The organism is Myxococcus vastator (assembly GCF_010894475.1).
GTDB lineage: Bacteria > Myxococcota > Myxococcia > Myxococcales > Myxococcaceae > Myxococcus > Myxococcus vastator.
The window spans coordinates 1-15,795 of record NZ_JAAIYB010000176.1 but is presented as its reverse complement, the minus strand read 5'-3'; the positions used below and the strand labels follow the sequence as shown (position 1 = coordinate 15,795).

Annotated in this window: 18 protein-coding genes; 15 read left to right on the top strand and 3 right to left on the bottom strand. The window is 69.9% G+C overall.

The features are described from left to right. Window positions 1-1,104: metallopeptidase family protein (locus tag G4D87_RS18690; protein ID WP_163783420.1), on the top strand; the 1,104-nt coding region annotated here is incomplete at its 5' end. A gap of 5 nt (window positions 1,105-1,109) precedes the next feature. After that, on the top strand, window positions 1,110-2,297 hold the full coding sequence (locus G4D87_RS18685) for a class I SAM-dependent rRNA methyltransferase (RefSeq protein WP_163783419.1): 1,188 nt from the start codon (window positions 1,110-1,112) through the stop codon (window positions 2,295-2,297). A 24-nt stretch (window positions 2,298-2,321) separates the two neighbouring features. Here G4D87_RS18685 and G4D87_RS18680 read toward each other — a convergent pair whose 3' ends face one another. Further along, window positions 2,322-2,819 carry a caib/baif family protein gene (locus tag G4D87_RS18680; RefSeq protein WP_176411102.1) on the bottom strand — a complete coding sequence of 166 codons (498 nt, stop codon included), beginning with the start codon at window positions 2,817-2,819 and terminating at the stop codon, window positions 2,322-2,324. A 16-nt stretch (window positions 2,820-2,835) separates the two neighbouring features. Beyond that, window positions 2,836-3,318, bottom strand: a complete 483-nt coding sequence (locus G4D87_RS18675) for a hypothetical protein (RefSeq protein WP_163783421.1) — start codon at window positions 3,316-3,318, stop codon at window positions 2,836-2,838. Window positions 3,319-3,445: 127 nt separating this feature from the next. Here G4D87_RS18675 and G4D87_RS18670 point away from each other — a divergent pair, with 127 nt between their 5' ends. From G4D87_RS18670 to G4D87_RS18655, 4 genes are all read left to right on the top strand, one after another. Beyond that, the gene (locus tag G4D87_RS18670) at window positions 3,446-5,521 is read left to right on the top strand and encodes an ATP-dependent helicase (RefSeq protein ID WP_163783417.1); all 2,076 of its coding nucleotides are present in this window, start codon (window positions 3,446-3,448) and stop codon (window positions 5,519-5,521) included. 181 nt (window positions 5,522-5,702) lie between these two features. Next, on the top strand, window positions 5,703-6,149 hold the full coding sequence (gene rplM / locus G4D87_RS18665) for a 50S ribosomal protein L13 (RefSeq protein ID WP_163783416.1): 447 nt from the start codon (window positions 5,703-5,705) through the stop codon (window positions 6,147-6,149). Window positions 6,150-6,163: 14 nt separating this feature from the next. Continuing rightward, window positions 6,164-6,565 (top strand): 30S ribosomal protein S9, encoded by a 402-nt coding sequence (rpsI, locus tag G4D87_RS18660; RefSeq protein ID WP_140789134.1) that lies wholly within the window; start codon window positions 6,164-6,166, stop codon window positions 6,563-6,565. 133 nt (window positions 6,566-6,698) lie between these two features. Continuing rightward, the gene (locus tag G4D87_RS18655) at window positions 6,699-8,114 is read left to right on the top strand and encodes a type IV pilus twitching motility protein PilT (RefSeq protein WP_163783415.1); all 1,416 of its coding nucleotides are present in this window, start codon (window positions 6,699-6,701) and stop codon (window positions 8,112-8,114) included. Window positions 8,115-8,141: 27 nt separating this feature from the next. Here G4D87_RS18655 and G4D87_RS18650 read toward each other — a convergent pair whose 3' ends face one another. Beyond that, the gene (locus G4D87_RS18650) at window positions 8,142-8,879 is read right to left on the bottom strand and encodes a hypothetical protein (protein WP_205507636.1); all 738 of its coding nucleotides are present in this window, start codon (window positions 8,877-8,879) and stop codon (window positions 8,142-8,144) included. Window positions 8,880-8,914: 35 nt separating this feature from the next. Between G4D87_RS18650 and G4D87_RS18645 the strand changes: the two genes are divergently transcribed. From G4D87_RS18645 to G4D87_RS18605, 9 genes are all read left to right on the top strand, one after another. Beyond that, the gene (locus tag G4D87_RS18645; protein WP_163783413.1) at window positions 8,915-9,421 is read left to right on the top strand and encodes a regulatory protein RecX; all 507 of its coding nucleotides are present in this window, start codon (window positions 8,915-8,917) and stop codon (window positions 9,419-9,421) included. Window positions 9,422-9,431: 10 nt separating this feature from the next. Next, a complete protein-coding gene (locus G4D87_RS18640; RefSeq protein ID WP_205507635.1) occupies window positions 9,432-10,208 on the top strand; it encodes an outer membrane protein assembly factor BamD in 777 nt (258 codons plus the stop codon). Next, window positions 10,205-10,909, top strand: coding sequence for a hypothetical protein (locus tag G4D87_RS18635; protein ID WP_163783411.1), 705 nt, complete (start codon window positions 10,205-10,207; stop codon window positions 10,907-10,909). Before G4D87_RS18640 ends, G4D87_RS18635 begins: the two co-directional genes overlap by 4 nt. Window positions 10,910-10,948: 39 nt before the next feature. Continuing rightward, on the top strand, window positions 10,949-11,671 hold the full coding sequence (locus G4D87_RS18630) for a tetratricopeptide repeat protein (protein ID WP_163783410.1): 723 nt from the start codon (window positions 10,949-10,951) through the stop codon (window positions 11,669-11,671). Between the two features lie 5 nt (window positions 11,672-11,676). After that, on the top strand, window positions 11,677-12,615 hold the full coding sequence (locus G4D87_RS18625) for a DUF4388 domain-containing protein (protein WP_163783409.1): 939 nt from the start codon (window positions 11,677-11,679) through the stop codon (window positions 12,613-12,615). 64 nt (window positions 12,616-12,679) lie between these two features. Further along, entirely contained in the window at window positions 12,680-13,738 is a 1,059-nt protein-coding gene (selD, locus tag G4D87_RS18620) for a selenide, water dikinase SelD (RefSeq protein ID WP_163783408.1), read from the top strand. 50 nt (window positions 13,739-13,788) lie between these two features. Further along, window positions 13,789-14,598, top strand: coding sequence for an N-acetylmuramoyl-L-alanine amidase family protein (locus G4D87_RS18615; protein WP_163783407.1), 810 nt, complete (start codon window positions 13,789-13,791; stop codon window positions 14,596-14,598). A gap of 87 nt (window positions 14,599-14,685) precedes the next feature. Beyond that, entirely contained in the window at window positions 14,686-15,399 is a 714-nt protein-coding gene (gene rph, locus G4D87_RS18610; protein ID WP_163783406.1) for a ribonuclease PH, read from the top strand. Further along, window positions 15,396-15,795 (top strand): non-canonical purine NTP pyrophosphatase (locus tag G4D87_RS18605; RefSeq protein WP_163783405.1); only part of this gene is annotated, 400 nt, incomplete at its 3' end. The genes rph and G4D87_RS18605, both read left to right, overlap by 4 nt.

Below are 15,795 nucleotides of genomic sequence, written 5' to 3'. Positions count from 1 at the left end.
CCCACCGCCAGCGTGCGCCCCGCGCCGCCCCCCGAGGACCCAACCCACCGGATGCAGCCGCTGGCCGTGTGCCGCTCGGATGGCGCGGCCCCGTTGGATGCGTCGCGTCGCTACTTCGAGGAAGGCCGCTTCGAGGAAGCCCTGTCCTGCGCCGCCCAGGCCGCAGCGCTGGAGCCGGACCTGGCCACCGCCCACGCGGAGCGCGGCGTGGCGCTGGCCGCCCTGGGCCGCGAGACAGAGGCGCAGCTCGCCTATGCGCGGGCGCTCGCCATCGACCCGGGGGAACCGTCCGCGCTCCTGGGCTCGGCGCACCTGTACGCCGTGCAGCTGTCCTCCACGCGGGAGCGGGATGAGCTGGGCGCGCTCTACGCCGAGCGCGGCCTGTCCCAGCCCAACACGCCCCCGGAGCTGATTCCGCACCTCGCGCTGGTAGCCTCCATGGCCTTCAATGATTTGGGGCAGGCGGAGTCCTCGCTGGCGCACTCGGCCATCGTCCTGGCGCGCAACCCCGGCAGCCGCGAGGCCCTCTACGAGCGCGCCCTGGCCCTCTTCGAGCTGTGCCGCTTCCGCGAGGCCCGCACCACCTTCACCCGCCTCGTGGACGACCCGGAGCGCGCCGCGCACGCCCACCACCACCTGGGGCTCCTGCTGGAGCGCGAGGGCAAGTGGAAGCAGGCGCAGGGCCACTTCGACCAGGCGCGCACGCTGGCGCCGGACGACTTCCCCGAGCCGCCGCTGCCCGAGGAGGAGGACTTCCGCGCCGAGGTGGTGAAGGCCGTCGCCGAGCTGCCCAGGGACATGCGGGGGGACTTGGACGGCGTGCCCGTCACGGCGGAGGAGCTGCCCGCGGACGCGGACCTGCTGGCCAACCAGCCGCCGCTGTCGCCCACGATTCTGGGCCTCTTCCGGGGCCCGCCGCTGGGCGAGCCCTGTGACGGCTCCGAGGTGCCGTGCCGCTCCGTGGTGCTCTACCGCCGCAACCTGGCACGCGCCGTCCGGACGCCCGAGGAGCTTCGCGAGCAGATCCGCGTGACGTTGCTGCACGAAATCGGGCACCTTCGCGGCGAGGACGACGAAGAACTGGCCGCTCGCGGCCTGGAGTGAGCCTGATGCCCCCCCATGCAGCCCTGCCCGTCGCGCGTGTCAGCCCCAAGGGGGCGCGCTCGCTGCGGCACTTCAATCCCTGGGTATACCGCACCGAAATCGCCGCCCCGCCCGACGTGAAGGGCCCCGGCGCCGTGGTGCTGGTGGTGGACGCCCAGGGCAACCCCATTGGCCAGGCCCTCTACGCCCGCCGCTCGCCCCTGGCGCTGCGCCTGCTGACGCGCAAGAGCCCCGCCGAGGAGCCGGTGGACGACGCCTTCTTCCGCCGCCGCCTGGAGGCCGCCCTGGCGCGCCGGGCGTTCCTGTCCGGCCGTGACGGGCTGCGGCTGGTGCACGGCGAGGCGGACCAGCTCCCGGGCCTCTTCGTGGACCGCTACGGAGAGGGCCTCACGCTCCAGACGCTCTCGGAGGGCATGGACGCGCGCAAGGAGACGCTGGCGAAGATGCTGGTGGAGCTCACCGGCGCCACCCACGTCATGTGCAGGGATGACGCCTCCGGCCGTGACTTCGAGGGCCTGCCGCGCGAGGCGCGCCTGCTGCACGGCGAGGGCGCCGCGCGCTTCACCTACCACGAGGGGGAGAACCGCTTCGAGGTCGACCTCCAGGGCGACATGAAGACGGGCGCCTTCCTGGACCAGGTGGACAACCACCTGCGGGCCGGGGAGCTGGCGCGCGGCGATGGGCTGGACCTCTTCAGCTACCACGGCGGCTTCGCGCTCTCGCTGGCACGCACCTGCACGTCCGTGCTGGCGGTGGAGCAGGACGAGAAGGCCGCCGCGCGCGCCAAGGCCAACGCCGAGGCCAACGGCCGCGCCAACGTCACCGTGGAGAACGCCAACGCCTTCGACGTGCTGCGCCGCTTCGACACCAGCGGGCGTCGCTTCGACACCGTGGTGTTGGACCCTCCCGGGCTGGCCAAGCGCCGCGAGGGCCTGGCCACCGCGCTGCGCGCCTACCATGAGCTGAACCTGCGCGCCTTCCGCTGCCTCAAGCCGGACGGGCTGCTCGTCACCTGCTCCTGCTCCGGCAAGCTGGACCGCGCCGCCTTCGAGGAGATGGTGCTGGCGGCCGCCGCGGATGCGAAGCGGCCGGTGCAGATTCTGGAGCGGCGGGGCGCGGGGCTGGACCACCCGGTGCTGGCCGGGCTGCCGGAGACGGAGTACCTGAAGGCCCTCTACGTGCGCGCCCTCTGACGAGGCAAGGGGAGGGGCTGGGGCCTACGGAATCCCCAGCTCCTTGCGCAGCCGGCCCACGACCTTGAAGTACTCCGTCCGGGGGAAGGGGACGTTGAGGATGTGGAAGTCCTTCTTCGCCAGGCCCACGCAGCCGAAGCAGTAGTTGCAGTCCTGCAGGTTGCGGCTCAGCACCAGGTACGCGCTGGTGGAGCAGTTCTCGCTCTGGACGCAGTACGCGCAGGCGTTGCAGCTCTTGCAGTCCACGCAGTGCGAGCAGTTGTTGCACAGCTCGCACCGAGTGCAGTGCGTGCACGTGAAGCAGCTGTCGCAGTCCTTGCAGAACATGCAGTTGGCGCAGCGCTGACAGCCCTCACACGCGTAGGAGCCGGGGTTGCCCGGGTCGGACGCGAAGCTCTTGGCCAGCTTCTGGAACTGCTCCAGGAACTCCCGCTTGCCCAGGGTGGACACCAGCTCCCGCGCCGCCTTCTCCTGCGCGACCAGGTCCGCCTTCTCGGGCCGCGTTCCTTTGTCCTTCACCACCTGGGACACTCCTTCATCAGTTCGGACCGGGCCTCAGGCGAGCCAGTCCCGCGAGGTCGATGCCGCGCGCCACCCGGCGCACCTCCACCGTACCCGGAAATCCCCGGCTGGTGACGGCAACCACGTAGCGCCCCCCCACAAGGAGGTTCGCTTCGGCCACGGACTCCTCCGCGTCGTACCGCACGAAGCCCACGGCGTCGTCCAGGTGGATGGGCGCGGACGGGTCACTGGCCGGCTTGCCCCGGGAGCGGTCGGCGGCCTCCTGGATGGCCTTGCCAATGCGCTCGCCCATGGTGGTGTCCACGATGCGCACCTTCACCTCGCGCCCCTCACCTCGGGTGAAGCGCCGCTCGGCCTCGGAGACGGACACCTCGCCGTACTTTCCGGTGGAGCCCTGGGTGTGCGCCACCGTGAAGCCGTCCAGCCGTTCTGGAAGGAAGGGCGCCAGTTGCTTGAAGTACACGCAGGGCGCGCTCGCCGCCGGCACCACGGGTGCCACCTCCGGGGACGCGCCGGACTCGCCGAGGCATCCCGTGCCCAGGACGAATGCGAGAAAAGCGCCAGAGCGCCTGGGGAGAAAAGAGTCGCGCACGAACGAATCAAAGGGTATCCCCGCCCCGCGCGCAATGGACCTCTCGAAGCTCAATCCTCCGCAGCGCGAGGCCGTGGTCACCCTCGAGGGACCGCTCCTCGTGCTGGCAGGCGCTGGCAGCGGCAAGACTCGCGTCATCACCCACCGCATCGTCCACCTGCTCAACGAGCGGCCGGGCCTCATCATGGCCCGCAACATCCTGGCGGTGACCTTCACCAACAAGGCCGCCACGGAGATGAAGGAGCGCCTGGTCCACATGGCGGGGCCTCGCGCGCAGGGCGTGCTGGTGTGCACCTTCCACGCCTTTGGCGCGGAGATGCTCCGCGAGGACATCCACCGGCTGGGGTGGCCCCGGAAGTTCGCCATCGCCGACATGGGCGACCAGCTGGCCAACATCCGGCGCGCCATGCGTGAGCACAAGATCGACGACCGGTCGTTCGATGCGCGCAAGGTGCTCAACCTCATCTCCAAGGCGAAGAACTCCGGCAAGGCGCCGGAGCCCAAGCCGGAGGGGATTGGGGATGACTACGACCTCATCACCCACATGGTGTACCCGGACTATCAGCTGTCGCTGAAGGCCCAGGGCTCCGTGGACTTCGACGACCTGCTGCTGCTGCCCGCGCGCCTGCTGCGTGAGCACCCGGACCTCTACGAGAAGTACACCCGGCGCTTCCGCTACCTGCTGGTGGACGAGTTCCAGGACACCAACACCGCGCAGCTGGAGCTGCTGAAGCTGCTCGCGGGCCGCTCCCGCAACGTGTGCGCGGTGGGTGACGACGACCAGTGCATCTATTCGTGGCGCGGCGCGGAGGTGCGCAACATCCTCGACTTCGACCGCCTCTTCCCGGGAGGGAAGGAGGTCCGGCTGGAGCAGAACTACCGCTCCGTCCAGACGGTGCTGGACGCGGCCAACGCCGTCATCGCCAAGAATCCCGAGCGCAAGGCCAAGCAGATGTGGACCGACCGCAAGGGGGGCGCGAAGGTGAAGGTGGTGACGTGCCCCAATGACGAAGAGGAGGCCCGCTTCGTCGCGCACGAAATCCAGAAGCACATGGCCCTGGGCGTCTCCGCGGACGACATCGCCGTGCTCTACCGGACCAACGGCCAGTCCCGCCCCATCGAAGAGACGCTGCGGGAGAAGAACATCGGCTACGAGGTGGTGGGCGGCAGCGAGTTCTTCGACCGGCGCGAGGTGAAGGACGTCATCGCGTACTTCAAGGTCATCGTGAACAAGCTGGACGAAATCTCGCTCCTGCGCATCGTCAACGTGCCCTCGCGCGGCATTGGCGACGTGACGATGGAGCGCCTGAACGTCCACGCGCGGGGCGAGGGCGTCACGCTGTGGACGGTGATGAAGAAGGCCACCGACTATGAGGACCTGCCGCCGGGGGCCGGGGCCCGGGTGGCGGACTTCGTGGACCTGGTGGAGCGCTACCGCGCCGCGTACGAGCACGGCCAGCTGGCCAACGTGACGCGCAAGCTGCTGGAGGAGATTGGCTTCCGCGAGGCCACCCGCGCCCATGCCACCAGCGCCACCGCCGCGGACAAGAAGCTCAAGGGCGTGGACGGCGTGCTCAACTCGCTGGAGAACTTCGAGAAGCGCGAGGGCCCCAAGGCCAGCCTGCCCACGTACCTCAACCGCCTGAGCCTGGACACCCGGCAGGAGGAAGAGGAGGTGCCGGGCGGCAACCGCCGCGTCACCCTGATGACGGTGCACGCCTCCAAGGGCCTGGAGTACCGGCTCGTCTTCTTCATCGGCATGGAGGAGGACCTGATGCCCCACGGGGGCATGCAGGGCGAGGCGCAGAACCTCGAGGAGGAGCGGCGCCTCTGCTACGTGGGCATCACCCGCGCCAAGGAGGTGCTCTACCTCACCCGCGCGGCCACCCGCGTGAAGCGCGGCAAGGAGGTGCCCCGGACGCCCTCCCGCTTCCTGGAGGACCTGCCGCCGGAGGTGACGGAGATGGTGGAGATGGACGCGCCGCGTCAGGGGCCTCCCACCTCGGAGGAGAAGAACTTCTTCGCCAACCTGAAGGAGCGCTTCAAGAAGCCCGGGATTCCAGGGGCCCCTCCCGGCGGCGGCGGGCCGTCCGGGGGAGCGGCCAGGTAGGTGGGCAGGGAATCCAGACGTCCGGTGCGGTGCGACCTTGACTTGATCCGCCACACCCACTAGGACGGTCGGCCTTTCCGGGCCTCCGTGAAGTTTTCACGGACGACCCGCGGTTGAATCAAGCACGAGCAGCGGTCCCTGGAATGCACACGGCGGCCGCGAGAAGTCTGGAGTGCACGAAATGTCGCAGAAGACCTACAGCGCGAAGGCTGGGGACATCAAGCGCCAGTGGCACGTCATTGACGTGTCCGACAAGGTGCTGGGCCGCGCGGCGAGCCAGATTGCCACCCTGCTGAAGGGCAAGCACAAGGCCATCTACACGCCGTCCATGGACACGGGCGACCACGTGGTCGTCATCAACGCCGACAAGGTGAAGGTGACGGGCACGAAGGAGCAGGACAAGATGTACTACCGGCACCCGCGTGCGGGTTTCCCGGGCGCCCTGAAGATCACCAACCTGGAGAAGCTCCGCCAGCGTCACCCCGAGGACATCATCATCAACGCCGTGCGGCGCATGCTTCCGCGCAACGCGCTGGGTCGCCAGATGATGACGAAGCTGAAGGTCTACGCAGGTGACACGCACCCGCACGCGGCCCAGAAGCCTGCCGCGTTCGAGGTCGAGGCGTAAGGGAGATAACGTCCATGCCCATCCACCAAGAGCTCGGTTTCTACGCCACCGGCCGCCGCAAGGAGGCCACCGCCCGCGTCTGGATTCGTCCTGGCACTGGCCTCGTCACCATCAACGGCCGCGAGCTGAACGAGTACTTCGGCCGCGAGACGTCCAAGATGGTCCTCAACCAGCCCCTCGAGATCCTCGAGCAGAAGGGCAAGGTTGACGTCACGGTCAACGTCAAGGGTGGCGGTCTCTCCGGCCAGGCCGGCGCCATCCGTCACGGCATCGCCCGTGCGCTGTGCTCCTTCAACCCGGAGTTCCGTCCGGCGCTGAAGAAGGCCGGCTTCCTCACCCGCGATGCTCGCGCGGTCGAGCGCAAGAAGTACGGCCAGCCGGGCGCGCGTCGCCGGTTCCAGTTCTCCAAGCGCTAAGCTACTCGCTCGGCAGCTGGGTTGTCCTCACGCGGCGGGGGTCCTCATTCGGGGGCCTCCGCCGATGTGTTTTCGGGGTCCATCACGCCCCATCGCATGCGTGCGCGAGCGTCTGGTAGCATCCGCTCCGCTCATGGAACTCAACGAGATCCTCCAGATCGCCCTGCGCGGCGGTGCCTCCGACATTCATCTCAAGGCAGGCCTGCCGCCCATGTTCCGCGTGGACGGCTCGCTGGTTCCGCTGAAGGACGGCCGCCGCCTCCCTCCCGAGGAGGTGGCGCGCATGGCCTTCGGCATCATGAACGAGTTCCAGAAGGAGAAGTTCAAGGCGAGCAACGAGGTGGACCTGGCCTACGGCGTGCCGGGGCTCGGGCGCTTCCGTGTGAACGTCTTCCAGCAGCGCGGCACCGTGGGCGCCGTGCTGCGTGTCATCCCCTTCAAGGTGATGACCATCCAGGACCTGATGCTGCCCCAGATTCTCGCCAAGATTTGCGGCGAGGAGCGCGGCCTGGTGCTGGTGACGGGCACCACGGGCTCCGGCAAGTCCACCACGCTGGCGGCGATGATCGACCACATCAACGCCAACGAGACCAGCCACGTCATGACGATTGAGGACCCCATCGAGTTCCTCATTCGCGACAAGCGCTCCATCGTGAACCAGCGCGAGGTGGGCGTGGACACGATGAGCTTCGCGCAGGCGCTCAAGAGCGCGCTGCGGCAGGACCCGGACGTCATCCTCGTGGGCGAAATGCGAGACCACGAAACCATTGAAACGGCGCTCCACGCCGCAGAGACGGGCCACCTGGTGATGTCCACGCTGCACACGCTGGACGCCACGGAGACCATCAACCGCATCGTCTCCGCCTTCCCGCCGCACCAGCAGAAGCAGGTGCGCCTCCAGCTGGCCAGCGTGCTCAAGGGCGTGGTGTCCCAGCGACTGGTGCCGCGCGCGGACGGCAAGGGCCGCGTGGCCGCCGTGGAGGTGCTGCGCGTCACGGCCCGTGTCCGCGAGATGATTGAAGACAAGGACCGCACGAAGGAGATCCACGACGCCATTGCCCAGGGCACGGACACGTACGGGATGCAGACCTTCGACCAGTCGCTGATGAGCCTGGTGCGGCAGGGGCTCGTCACCTACGAGGAGGCCCACCGGCAGGCCACCAACCCGGACGACTTCGCGCTGCGCTTCTCCGGCATCAGCGGCACGTCCGACTCGAAGTGGGACAACTTCGATTCGAAGCCCGGCGAGTCGCGGCCCATCCCCGGCTCCTCCGCCTTCGCGCAGAAGGGGGCGCCCACGGGGGTGCCGGCGCCGCAGGCCGCGCCCGCTCCGGCGCCCATGGCGCAGCCCATGCGCCAGGCGGCTCCGGCGCCCCAGCAGATGCGTCCGGGCGCTCCGCCGCCGCAGGCCACGCGTCCGGGGGCTCCGGCAGGCGCGCCGGTGGGGCGTCCCGTGGCGCCGCCCGCCGCGCGCCCGCCAGCGCCCGCTCCGGCCCCTGCACCCGCCGCGGCAGGCGGGGACGACGACTTCCAGATCGAGCGCTTCTAACGGAGCCGCTGTTCCCGGCAGCGGCTGCTACGCGTCGTCCTCACCCAGCAGCGCGCGCAGCCGGGACAGGCGGATGGGGCCGACGAGGCCCTCCTTGGACAGCGCCTGGAGCAGCTGCGCGGTGGCCTGCACCTTGGCCTCCTGCTCCTCCTCGGGCCGGTCCACCACCTCCGCGTCGAGCACGGCCTCCATGTGCTCGGGGTTGATGGGCGCGGGCCCTTCCGACCACGCGATGTCGAAGAGGGCGCGGGCCATGCTCTCGCGCACCTTCCGCTCCGCGTCGTTGGCCGCGGCCTTCACGAACGTGAGGAAGAGCGCGTCCACCGCCTCCTTGGTGAGCGCGGCCAGCGCGGGCACCTCGCCCAGCGCCTCCTTCACGTACTCGCTGTCGAACGCGTCCACGTCCTGCTCGTAGCCGAAGGCCTCCTCCAGGAGGACGGAGGCCAGGAACGCGTCCGTCTCCTCCGGGCTGGCGCCTTCCTCGGCCAGGGCCTCGCGCGCCTTCTTCGTGGGCTCGGCCAGGGTGGCGTCCTGCTCCAGCGCGCGGACCGCGGCGTGGGCCGCCAGCAGCACGAGCGAGGCCTGGGCATCGGTGGACAGGGTTCGGCCTCCCACACCCAGCAGCACGGACTTGTGCTTCGGGTTCGCGGAGGCGGCGTCGGTGAAGGCCTGCTCTTCCGTGGAGAGGTCTCCGCCCGATTGCTGCTTGAGGAGCGTCTCCCGAGCGGCATCGGCGGCGAGGAAGCGGGCGAGTACGGGGTGCATGGCCGGGCCTGTTACCACATGCTAGGTATCCCGCCATGCCTCCGGAGGACGAAGGGCCCGACGCTGTTCGCCGTGCCACGGACGCGTGCCTGAAGCTCCTGTCCATGCGCGCGCGCAGCCGCCGCGAGCTGGAGCAGGCCCTGGCCCGGAAGGGCTTCACCGAAGCGGTGTGCGAGGCCGCGCTCGCCCGCGTGAAGGACTGGGGCTACCTGGACGACGAGCGCTTCGCGCGCGAGCGGGCCACCCTGCTGCTGGGCCGGGGCCGCCTGGGGCCGGAGGCGGTGGCCCACCGGCTGCGGGCGCACGGGCTGGAGGAGGGGACGGCCCAGCAGGCCCTCTCCGAGGCGCGCGACGCGGTGTCCTTCGACGCGCTGGCCACGGCCCGCGCGGTGCTGGAGAAGCGGGGGCTGCTCGGCCGCCCGCTGGAGGCCAGGGAGCGGGCCCGCGCAGGCCGGCTCCTGGACAGCCGGGGCTTCTCGGAGGACGTCATCTACCGGTTGCTCGGAGAAGCTTCACTGGACCCCTCGGGGCCGGAGGAATAGCGTGGTGGGGATGCGTTCCGCCGTCGCCTTTCTGTCCGCCTTCCTGCTGTTCGCTACCGGGTGTGCGTCCCTCACGCAGGGCCAGGCCGGTGAGCCTGACTATGCCGCCGTCGCCGACGAAAACCTGCGGCTCGGCTCCGAGGCCCTGGAGAACAAGGACTTCTTCCGCGCCCAGAAGTACTTCGAGTACGTCCGGACGAAGTTCCCGTACCAGGAGGCCGCCCGCGAGGCCGAGCTGAAGCTGGCCGACGTGGACTTCGAGCGCGAGGCGCTCCCCGAGGCCAAGGAGCAGTACCAGTCCTTCATCAAGCTCCACCCCACGCACGCCAAGGTGGACTACGCCGCCTTCCGCTCCGCGCTGACGCACGTGCAGGCCTACCCCTCCGAGTTCTTCGCCCTGCCGCCGTCCCACGAGAAGGACCAGGGCGAAATCCGCTCCGCGCTGGTGGCCATGGAGGGGTTCCTGCGCCAGTACCCCCAGTCTCAGTACGTGGCGGAGGCGAAGGCGCACCGGGAGGACGCCCAGCGCCGGCTCGCGTTGCACGAGCTGTACGCGGCCCAGTTCTACCAGAAGCGTGAGCGCTGGAAGGCCGTGGCCCAGCGCCTGGAAGGGCTGCTGCGCCGCTACCCGGGCACGCAGTACGAGGAGGAGGCCCTCTTCGACCTGCACGACGCGTACGTGAAGCTGAATGACCCGCAGAAGGCGCAGGACACGCTGCGCCAGGTGCTGCGCCGCCTGCCCGGCACGCCCGCCGCGGAGCGCGCCCAACGCATGCTGGGCTCGTGAGGACGACCCAGGACTGGAGCCGCCTGGGTGGCGGCCTCATCGTCATCCTGGCGCTGGGCGCCACGCTGGCCCTGTTCGTTCCACGCGTCCTGGGCGCCGCGGCGGGCCCCGAGCTGGAAATCATCACCGCGCTCAAGGAAACGGAGTCCAGCGGCCTGTCGCTGCCCGTGCCCGGCGCGCCGGGGCCGCTGACGTCCCGGCAGCACCGCTTCGCCCGCATCACCGTCAACGTGGCGCCCGGAGGTCAGCGGGCGGAGGCGCAGGCCACGCTCGACTTCGAGGGCGCCCTGGGCGACACCCGGGTGGGCACGGCGGGCGTGGAGCGGGTACCCTTCGTGGTGCGAAACGGGTCCTGGGTGCCGGAGACGACGCCCGCGCCCCGGCTCCAGGCGCTGGTGACGGCACTGGAGTCCCGCCGCAGGGCGCTCCAGGCGGCGGACGCGGAGTCCCTGGGGCGGCTGGCGGGGCCGGGCACGCCCGGCGTGGGCGGGCCGGAGTGGGAGCAGTTGCGCCAGGTCCGGGCGCGGGGTTACCAGGTGGAGGCGTGGTACGTCCGGCTGGAGCGGGACGACGCGGTGGTGACGGAGCATTGGCGCCTTCAGGGGGCGCTGCCGGCGCGGCCGGTGGACACCCGGGGCCAGCGGCAACTCTCGTTGTCGCTCAGTGGTGATGAATTCTTGTTTTCTCCCAGCCTCATGTAGGCTAGCCGTCTCGGAGGCAGGGCCCTGGCGGGCCGATTCATGGACGAGCCCCTCAAGCAGCTACTGACCCTCGGGCGCGGCTACTTCGAGAAGAAGCAGTACGCGCAAGCCGAGCAATACCTCGCGAAGATCGTCGAGCAGAATCCGACGTTCGCGGACGTCTTCAACATGCTCGGCATCATCTACCACGACCAGGGGCAGTTCGCCCGGGCGCAGCGCGCGTTCGAATCCGCGCTGCAGCTCAACCCCGCCTATACCGAGGCGGCGCTCAACCTGGCCGTCATCTACAACGACATGGGGAAGTACGCCGAGGCGAAGGAGGTCTACCAGGCCGCCCTCTCCCAGCAGAAATCCGGCCCGGACGAGCTGGACCCCTACGTGGAGAAGAAGATCGCCAACATGTACGGCGAGATTGGCGACGTCTTCGCCTCCAGCGGCGTGTGGGCCAAGGCCATTGAGGAGTACCGGCGCGCGCTCGCGCTGTGTCCTCAGTTCGTGGACATCCGCCTCAAGCTGGGCAACGCCCTGCGCGACGCGGGGGACAACGCGGCGGCCCTCGTCGAATACGAGCAGGTCATCGCCCAGAACCCGGCTTTCATTCCGGGACACATCCAGTATGGAGTCGCGCTGTACTCGGCCGGGCGGCGGGCGGAGGCGGTGCAGGTCTGGGAGGACGTGCTGGTGCGCAGCCCCGGTAACAAGAGCGCGCAGATGTACCTCAACCTGGTGAAGGACCCCGGCAAGGCGGAGCAGGCTGGCTGACGACCATGGACACCCAAAAGACCTACGCCCTCAAGTTCATCTCAGGGAAGTACCAGGGCGGCGAATTCCCGCTGAAGGCGGACAAGCAGATCGTCATCGGCCGCTCCAGTGAGCTGGACATGGTGCTCGTGGAGGACATGGTCTCCCGCAAGCACGCGCGCATCAGCTTCTCCGATGGGAGCATCACCATCGAGGACCTGGGCTCCACCAACGGCACCTTCGTCAACGGTGAGAAGGTGAAGCAGTCGCGCCTGAAGGAAGGCGACCGCATCCTCATTGGCACGTCCATCCTCAAGCTCGTGCACCAGGGCGCGGAAGGCGCCAGCGTGGACGAGGGCACCGCCCGGCTGAAGCTGGAGGAGGCCGCCGCGGCCCAGGCCGCGAGGACGACCAACAAGTCCAGCTCCATGACGGGGAAGATTGAAGAGATTCCCCTCCCGGACCTGCTCCAGCTGTTCCACACGTCCAAGAAGAACGGCGTGCTGGTGGTGCAGCGCAGCGACCAGGAAGGGCGCATCTACCTGCGCCAGGGCCGCGTGTACTACGCCGTCATCGGTGAGCATCACAACCTGGGTCCGCAGAAGAGCTTCAACCGCATCATCACCTGGGAAGAGGGCGACTTCGAGCTGCGCCCGGCGGACAACCAGGAGTTCATGGTGGAGCTGGACTCGTCCACCGAGGCGCTCCTCATGGACGCGCTCCGCCAGCTGGACGAAATCAAGCGCCTGCAGCCGAGCCTCCCGACGGCGGACGCTGCGCTGGCGCTGGCCTCGCCGCTGACGCCGCCGCTCAAGGAGCTGGCGCCGGAGCTGCTGGACGTGCTGCAGCTGGTGCACAACTACGGCACCCTGAACGCGGTGATGGACCACGCGGACGCGGACGACGTCGTCACCGCCGAGGCCGTGGTGCAGCTGCTCAAGCGGGACTACATCCGAGCGGCCTGAGCGGTGAACGGGCCGGGCCCTTTCCAGGGCCCGTGCCGGGACGGCGAGGCGCGGGGGAGCGGGCATGGCGGAGAAGAAGACGGACAAGGTGAAGCGCCTCACCGAGCTGAGCCACTGCGCGGGCTGCGCGGCGAAGCTGCGGGCCTCGGACCTGGCGCAGGTGCTGGGAGGGCTGAAGTCCTCGAAGGGGCCCCAGGCGCTGGTGGGGTTCTCCACCAACGACGACGCGGCCGTGTACCGGCTGGCGCCTGGCATGGCCGTGGTGGAGACGGTGGACTTCTTCCCACCGGTGGTGGACGACCCGTTCCAGTTCGGGGCCATCGCCGCGGCGAACGCGCTGTCGGACATCTACGCCATGGGCGCGCGGCCCCTCTTCGCGCTCAACCTGGTGTGCTTCCCGGACGAGCTCCCGCTGAAGGTGCTGTCGAAAATCCTGGCGGGCGGCCAGTCCAAGGCGGACGAGGCCGGCATCCCCATCCTGGGAGGCCACAGCATCCGGGACCCCGAGCCGAAGTTCGGCATGGCCGTCACCGGCGTGGTGCACCCGAAGAAGGTGCTCACCAACGCGGGCGCGAAGCCGGGGGACGTGCTGTTCCTCACCAAGCCCCTGGGCTCGGGCATCGCCACCACCGCCATCAAGCGGGGCGTGGCGTCCAGGCAGCTGGCGAAGCGGGCGCTGGGCGTGATGACGACGCTCAACCGCGCCGCGGGTGAGGTGTTCGCCTCCGGGAAGTTCAAGGTGAACGCCCTCGCGGACGTGACGGGCTACGGCCTGCTGGGGCACCTGCTGGAGATGATGACCGCGGCGAAGGCGCGCGCCACGCTGGACCTGGAGCGAATCCCCCTCATCGCGGAAGTGCCCGCGCTGGCGGAGGAGGGCGTGGTGCCCGGCGGTACGAAGTCGAACCTCGCCCACGTCCACAAGAAGGTCCGCTTCCCCGAAGGGCTGCCCGAGTGCATCCAGTGGGTGCTCGCGGACGCGCAGACCAACGGCGGCCTCCTGGCCAGCGTCCCCGCGCGTCAGGCGCTCAAGGCGCTCAAGGCGCTGGAGGCGGCCGGCGTGGACGCGGCGCTGATTGGTGAAGTCCAGGCGGGGAAGCCGGGCATCGACGTGGTGGGCTGAGGCCCGGATTTCGCGCTGGCGGCCGGGCTCCGCTAGCATGGGGCCCCAGCATGTCGTCGCCGCGCCGCCCCCTCCTCGGCCTCCTGTCGTTGCTCTGGCTGGTCCCCGTCATCGCCGGGGCGGCGGAGCGTCCCGCGCGCATCATCATCGACCCGGGACATGGTGGCGCGAAGGAAGGCGCCAAGGGCCCCGGCAAGCTGCGGGAGAAGGACGTCGCGCTCCAGATTTCGCTCCGCCTCCGGGACAAGCTCGAGGCCGCGGGGGGCGACGTGTTCCTGACGCGCGAGCGCGACACGCTGGTGTCGCTGACGGAGCGCGTGGCGTGGACCAATGACCACGCGCCCGACCTCTTCATCTCCATCCACGCCAACTCCATGCCCACCCGGCGGATGCGCGCGCGCACCGAGGGCGTGGAGACGTACTTCCTGTCCGCCAGCGCCTCCGGTGACGCCGCGCTCGCCGTGGCGGACCGGGAGAACGCGGAGGCGCCCATGTCGCGCGCCGCGCGGACGGACTCCACGCTGGCCTTCATCCTCCAGGACCTGGCGCGCACGGAGGCGCACGCGGATTCCTCGCGCCTGGCCTACGCCATCCACCCGCGCCTCGTGCGCCGCACCCGCGCGGCGAACCGGGGCGTGCAGCAGGCCCCCTTCTTCGTCCTCTCCGGCGTGGAGTGCCCGGCCGTCCTCGTGGAGGTGGGCTACATCTCCCATCCCAAGGAGGGCCCCCGGCTGGCCCGGCCGGAGTACCAGGAGAAGCTGGCCGAGGCGATTGCCGAGGGCGTGCTGGCCTTCCTCAAGCAGACGCGGCGCAGGGATGCCGCCCGGGAGACCGAGGTGGCAGGCCCCGTGTCGCACTGAGTGCACCGGCGCCAAGGCAAACGACACCCGCGCCGCGTGGCTCTGGTAGAGAAGGGGACGCTCGTCCTCATTTCCCAGGAGCCTGCTGTGCGTTCCTTCCAACGTGGTGCGCTGGACCTTCGCCCCGTCGTCCTCACCCCCGGTGTCTCCCGCTACGCGGAGGGCTCGGTCCAGGTGGAGTTCGGCCACACCAAGGTGCTCGTCACCTGCTCCACGGAGGAGCGCGTCCCGCCGCACCTGATGGGCAAGGGCTCCGGCTGGGTGACGGCGGAGTACGGCATGTTGCCGCGCGCCACGCACTCGCGGAACCCGCGCGAGTCCGCCAAGGGCAAGCAGACGGGCCGCACCATGGAAATCCAGCGGCTCATCGGCCGCTCCCTGCGCGCCGCGGTGGACCTGTCCACCCTGGGCACCCGCACCCTCACGCTGGACTGTGACGTGCTCCAGGCGGACGGCGGCACCCGCACCGCCTCCATCACCGGGGCCTACGTGGCGCTGGTGCTGGCGCTGCGCTCGCTGCAGAAGGCCGGAACGATTTCCAAGCTGCCCAAGCTCACGCCGCTGGCGGCCGTGTCCGTGGGCATCGTCAAGGGCGAGGTCCGGGTGGACCTGGACTACGACGAGGACTCCACTGCGGACGTGGACCTGAACCTGGTGGCCACCGCGGACGGCCGCATGGTGGAACTGCAGGGCACGGCCGAGCACCAGCTCTTCGACCGCAAGGCCCTGGACGCCATGGTGGACGGCGGGCTGGCCGCCATCCAGCGGCTGGTGGCCGCGCAGGCGCAGGTGCTCGGATGACGGTGAAGGCTCGGCTGCTCTTCGCCACGTCCAACAAGGGCAAGCTGCGCGAGCTGCGCGGCCTCGTCGGAGACGCGGTGGAGGTGGTGTCCCTGGAGGACCTGCCCCCCGTGCCCGAGCCGGTGGAGGACGGCGCCACGTTCGAGGAGAACGCCGTGAAGAAGGCTCGCGCCTACGCGGACGCCACGGGGATGCTCACGTTGGCGGATGACTCCGGCCTGTGCGTGGACGCATTGGGCGGCCGGCCCGGCGTGCAGTCCGCGCGCTATGCCCCGGGGGACGACCGGGCCCGCTACGAGAAGTTGCTGACGGAGCTGACCGGGGTGCCCGATGAGAAGCGCACCGCGTCCTTCCGCTGCGCGCTGGCGCTGGTGGGGCCCGGAGGCTGTCTCTTAT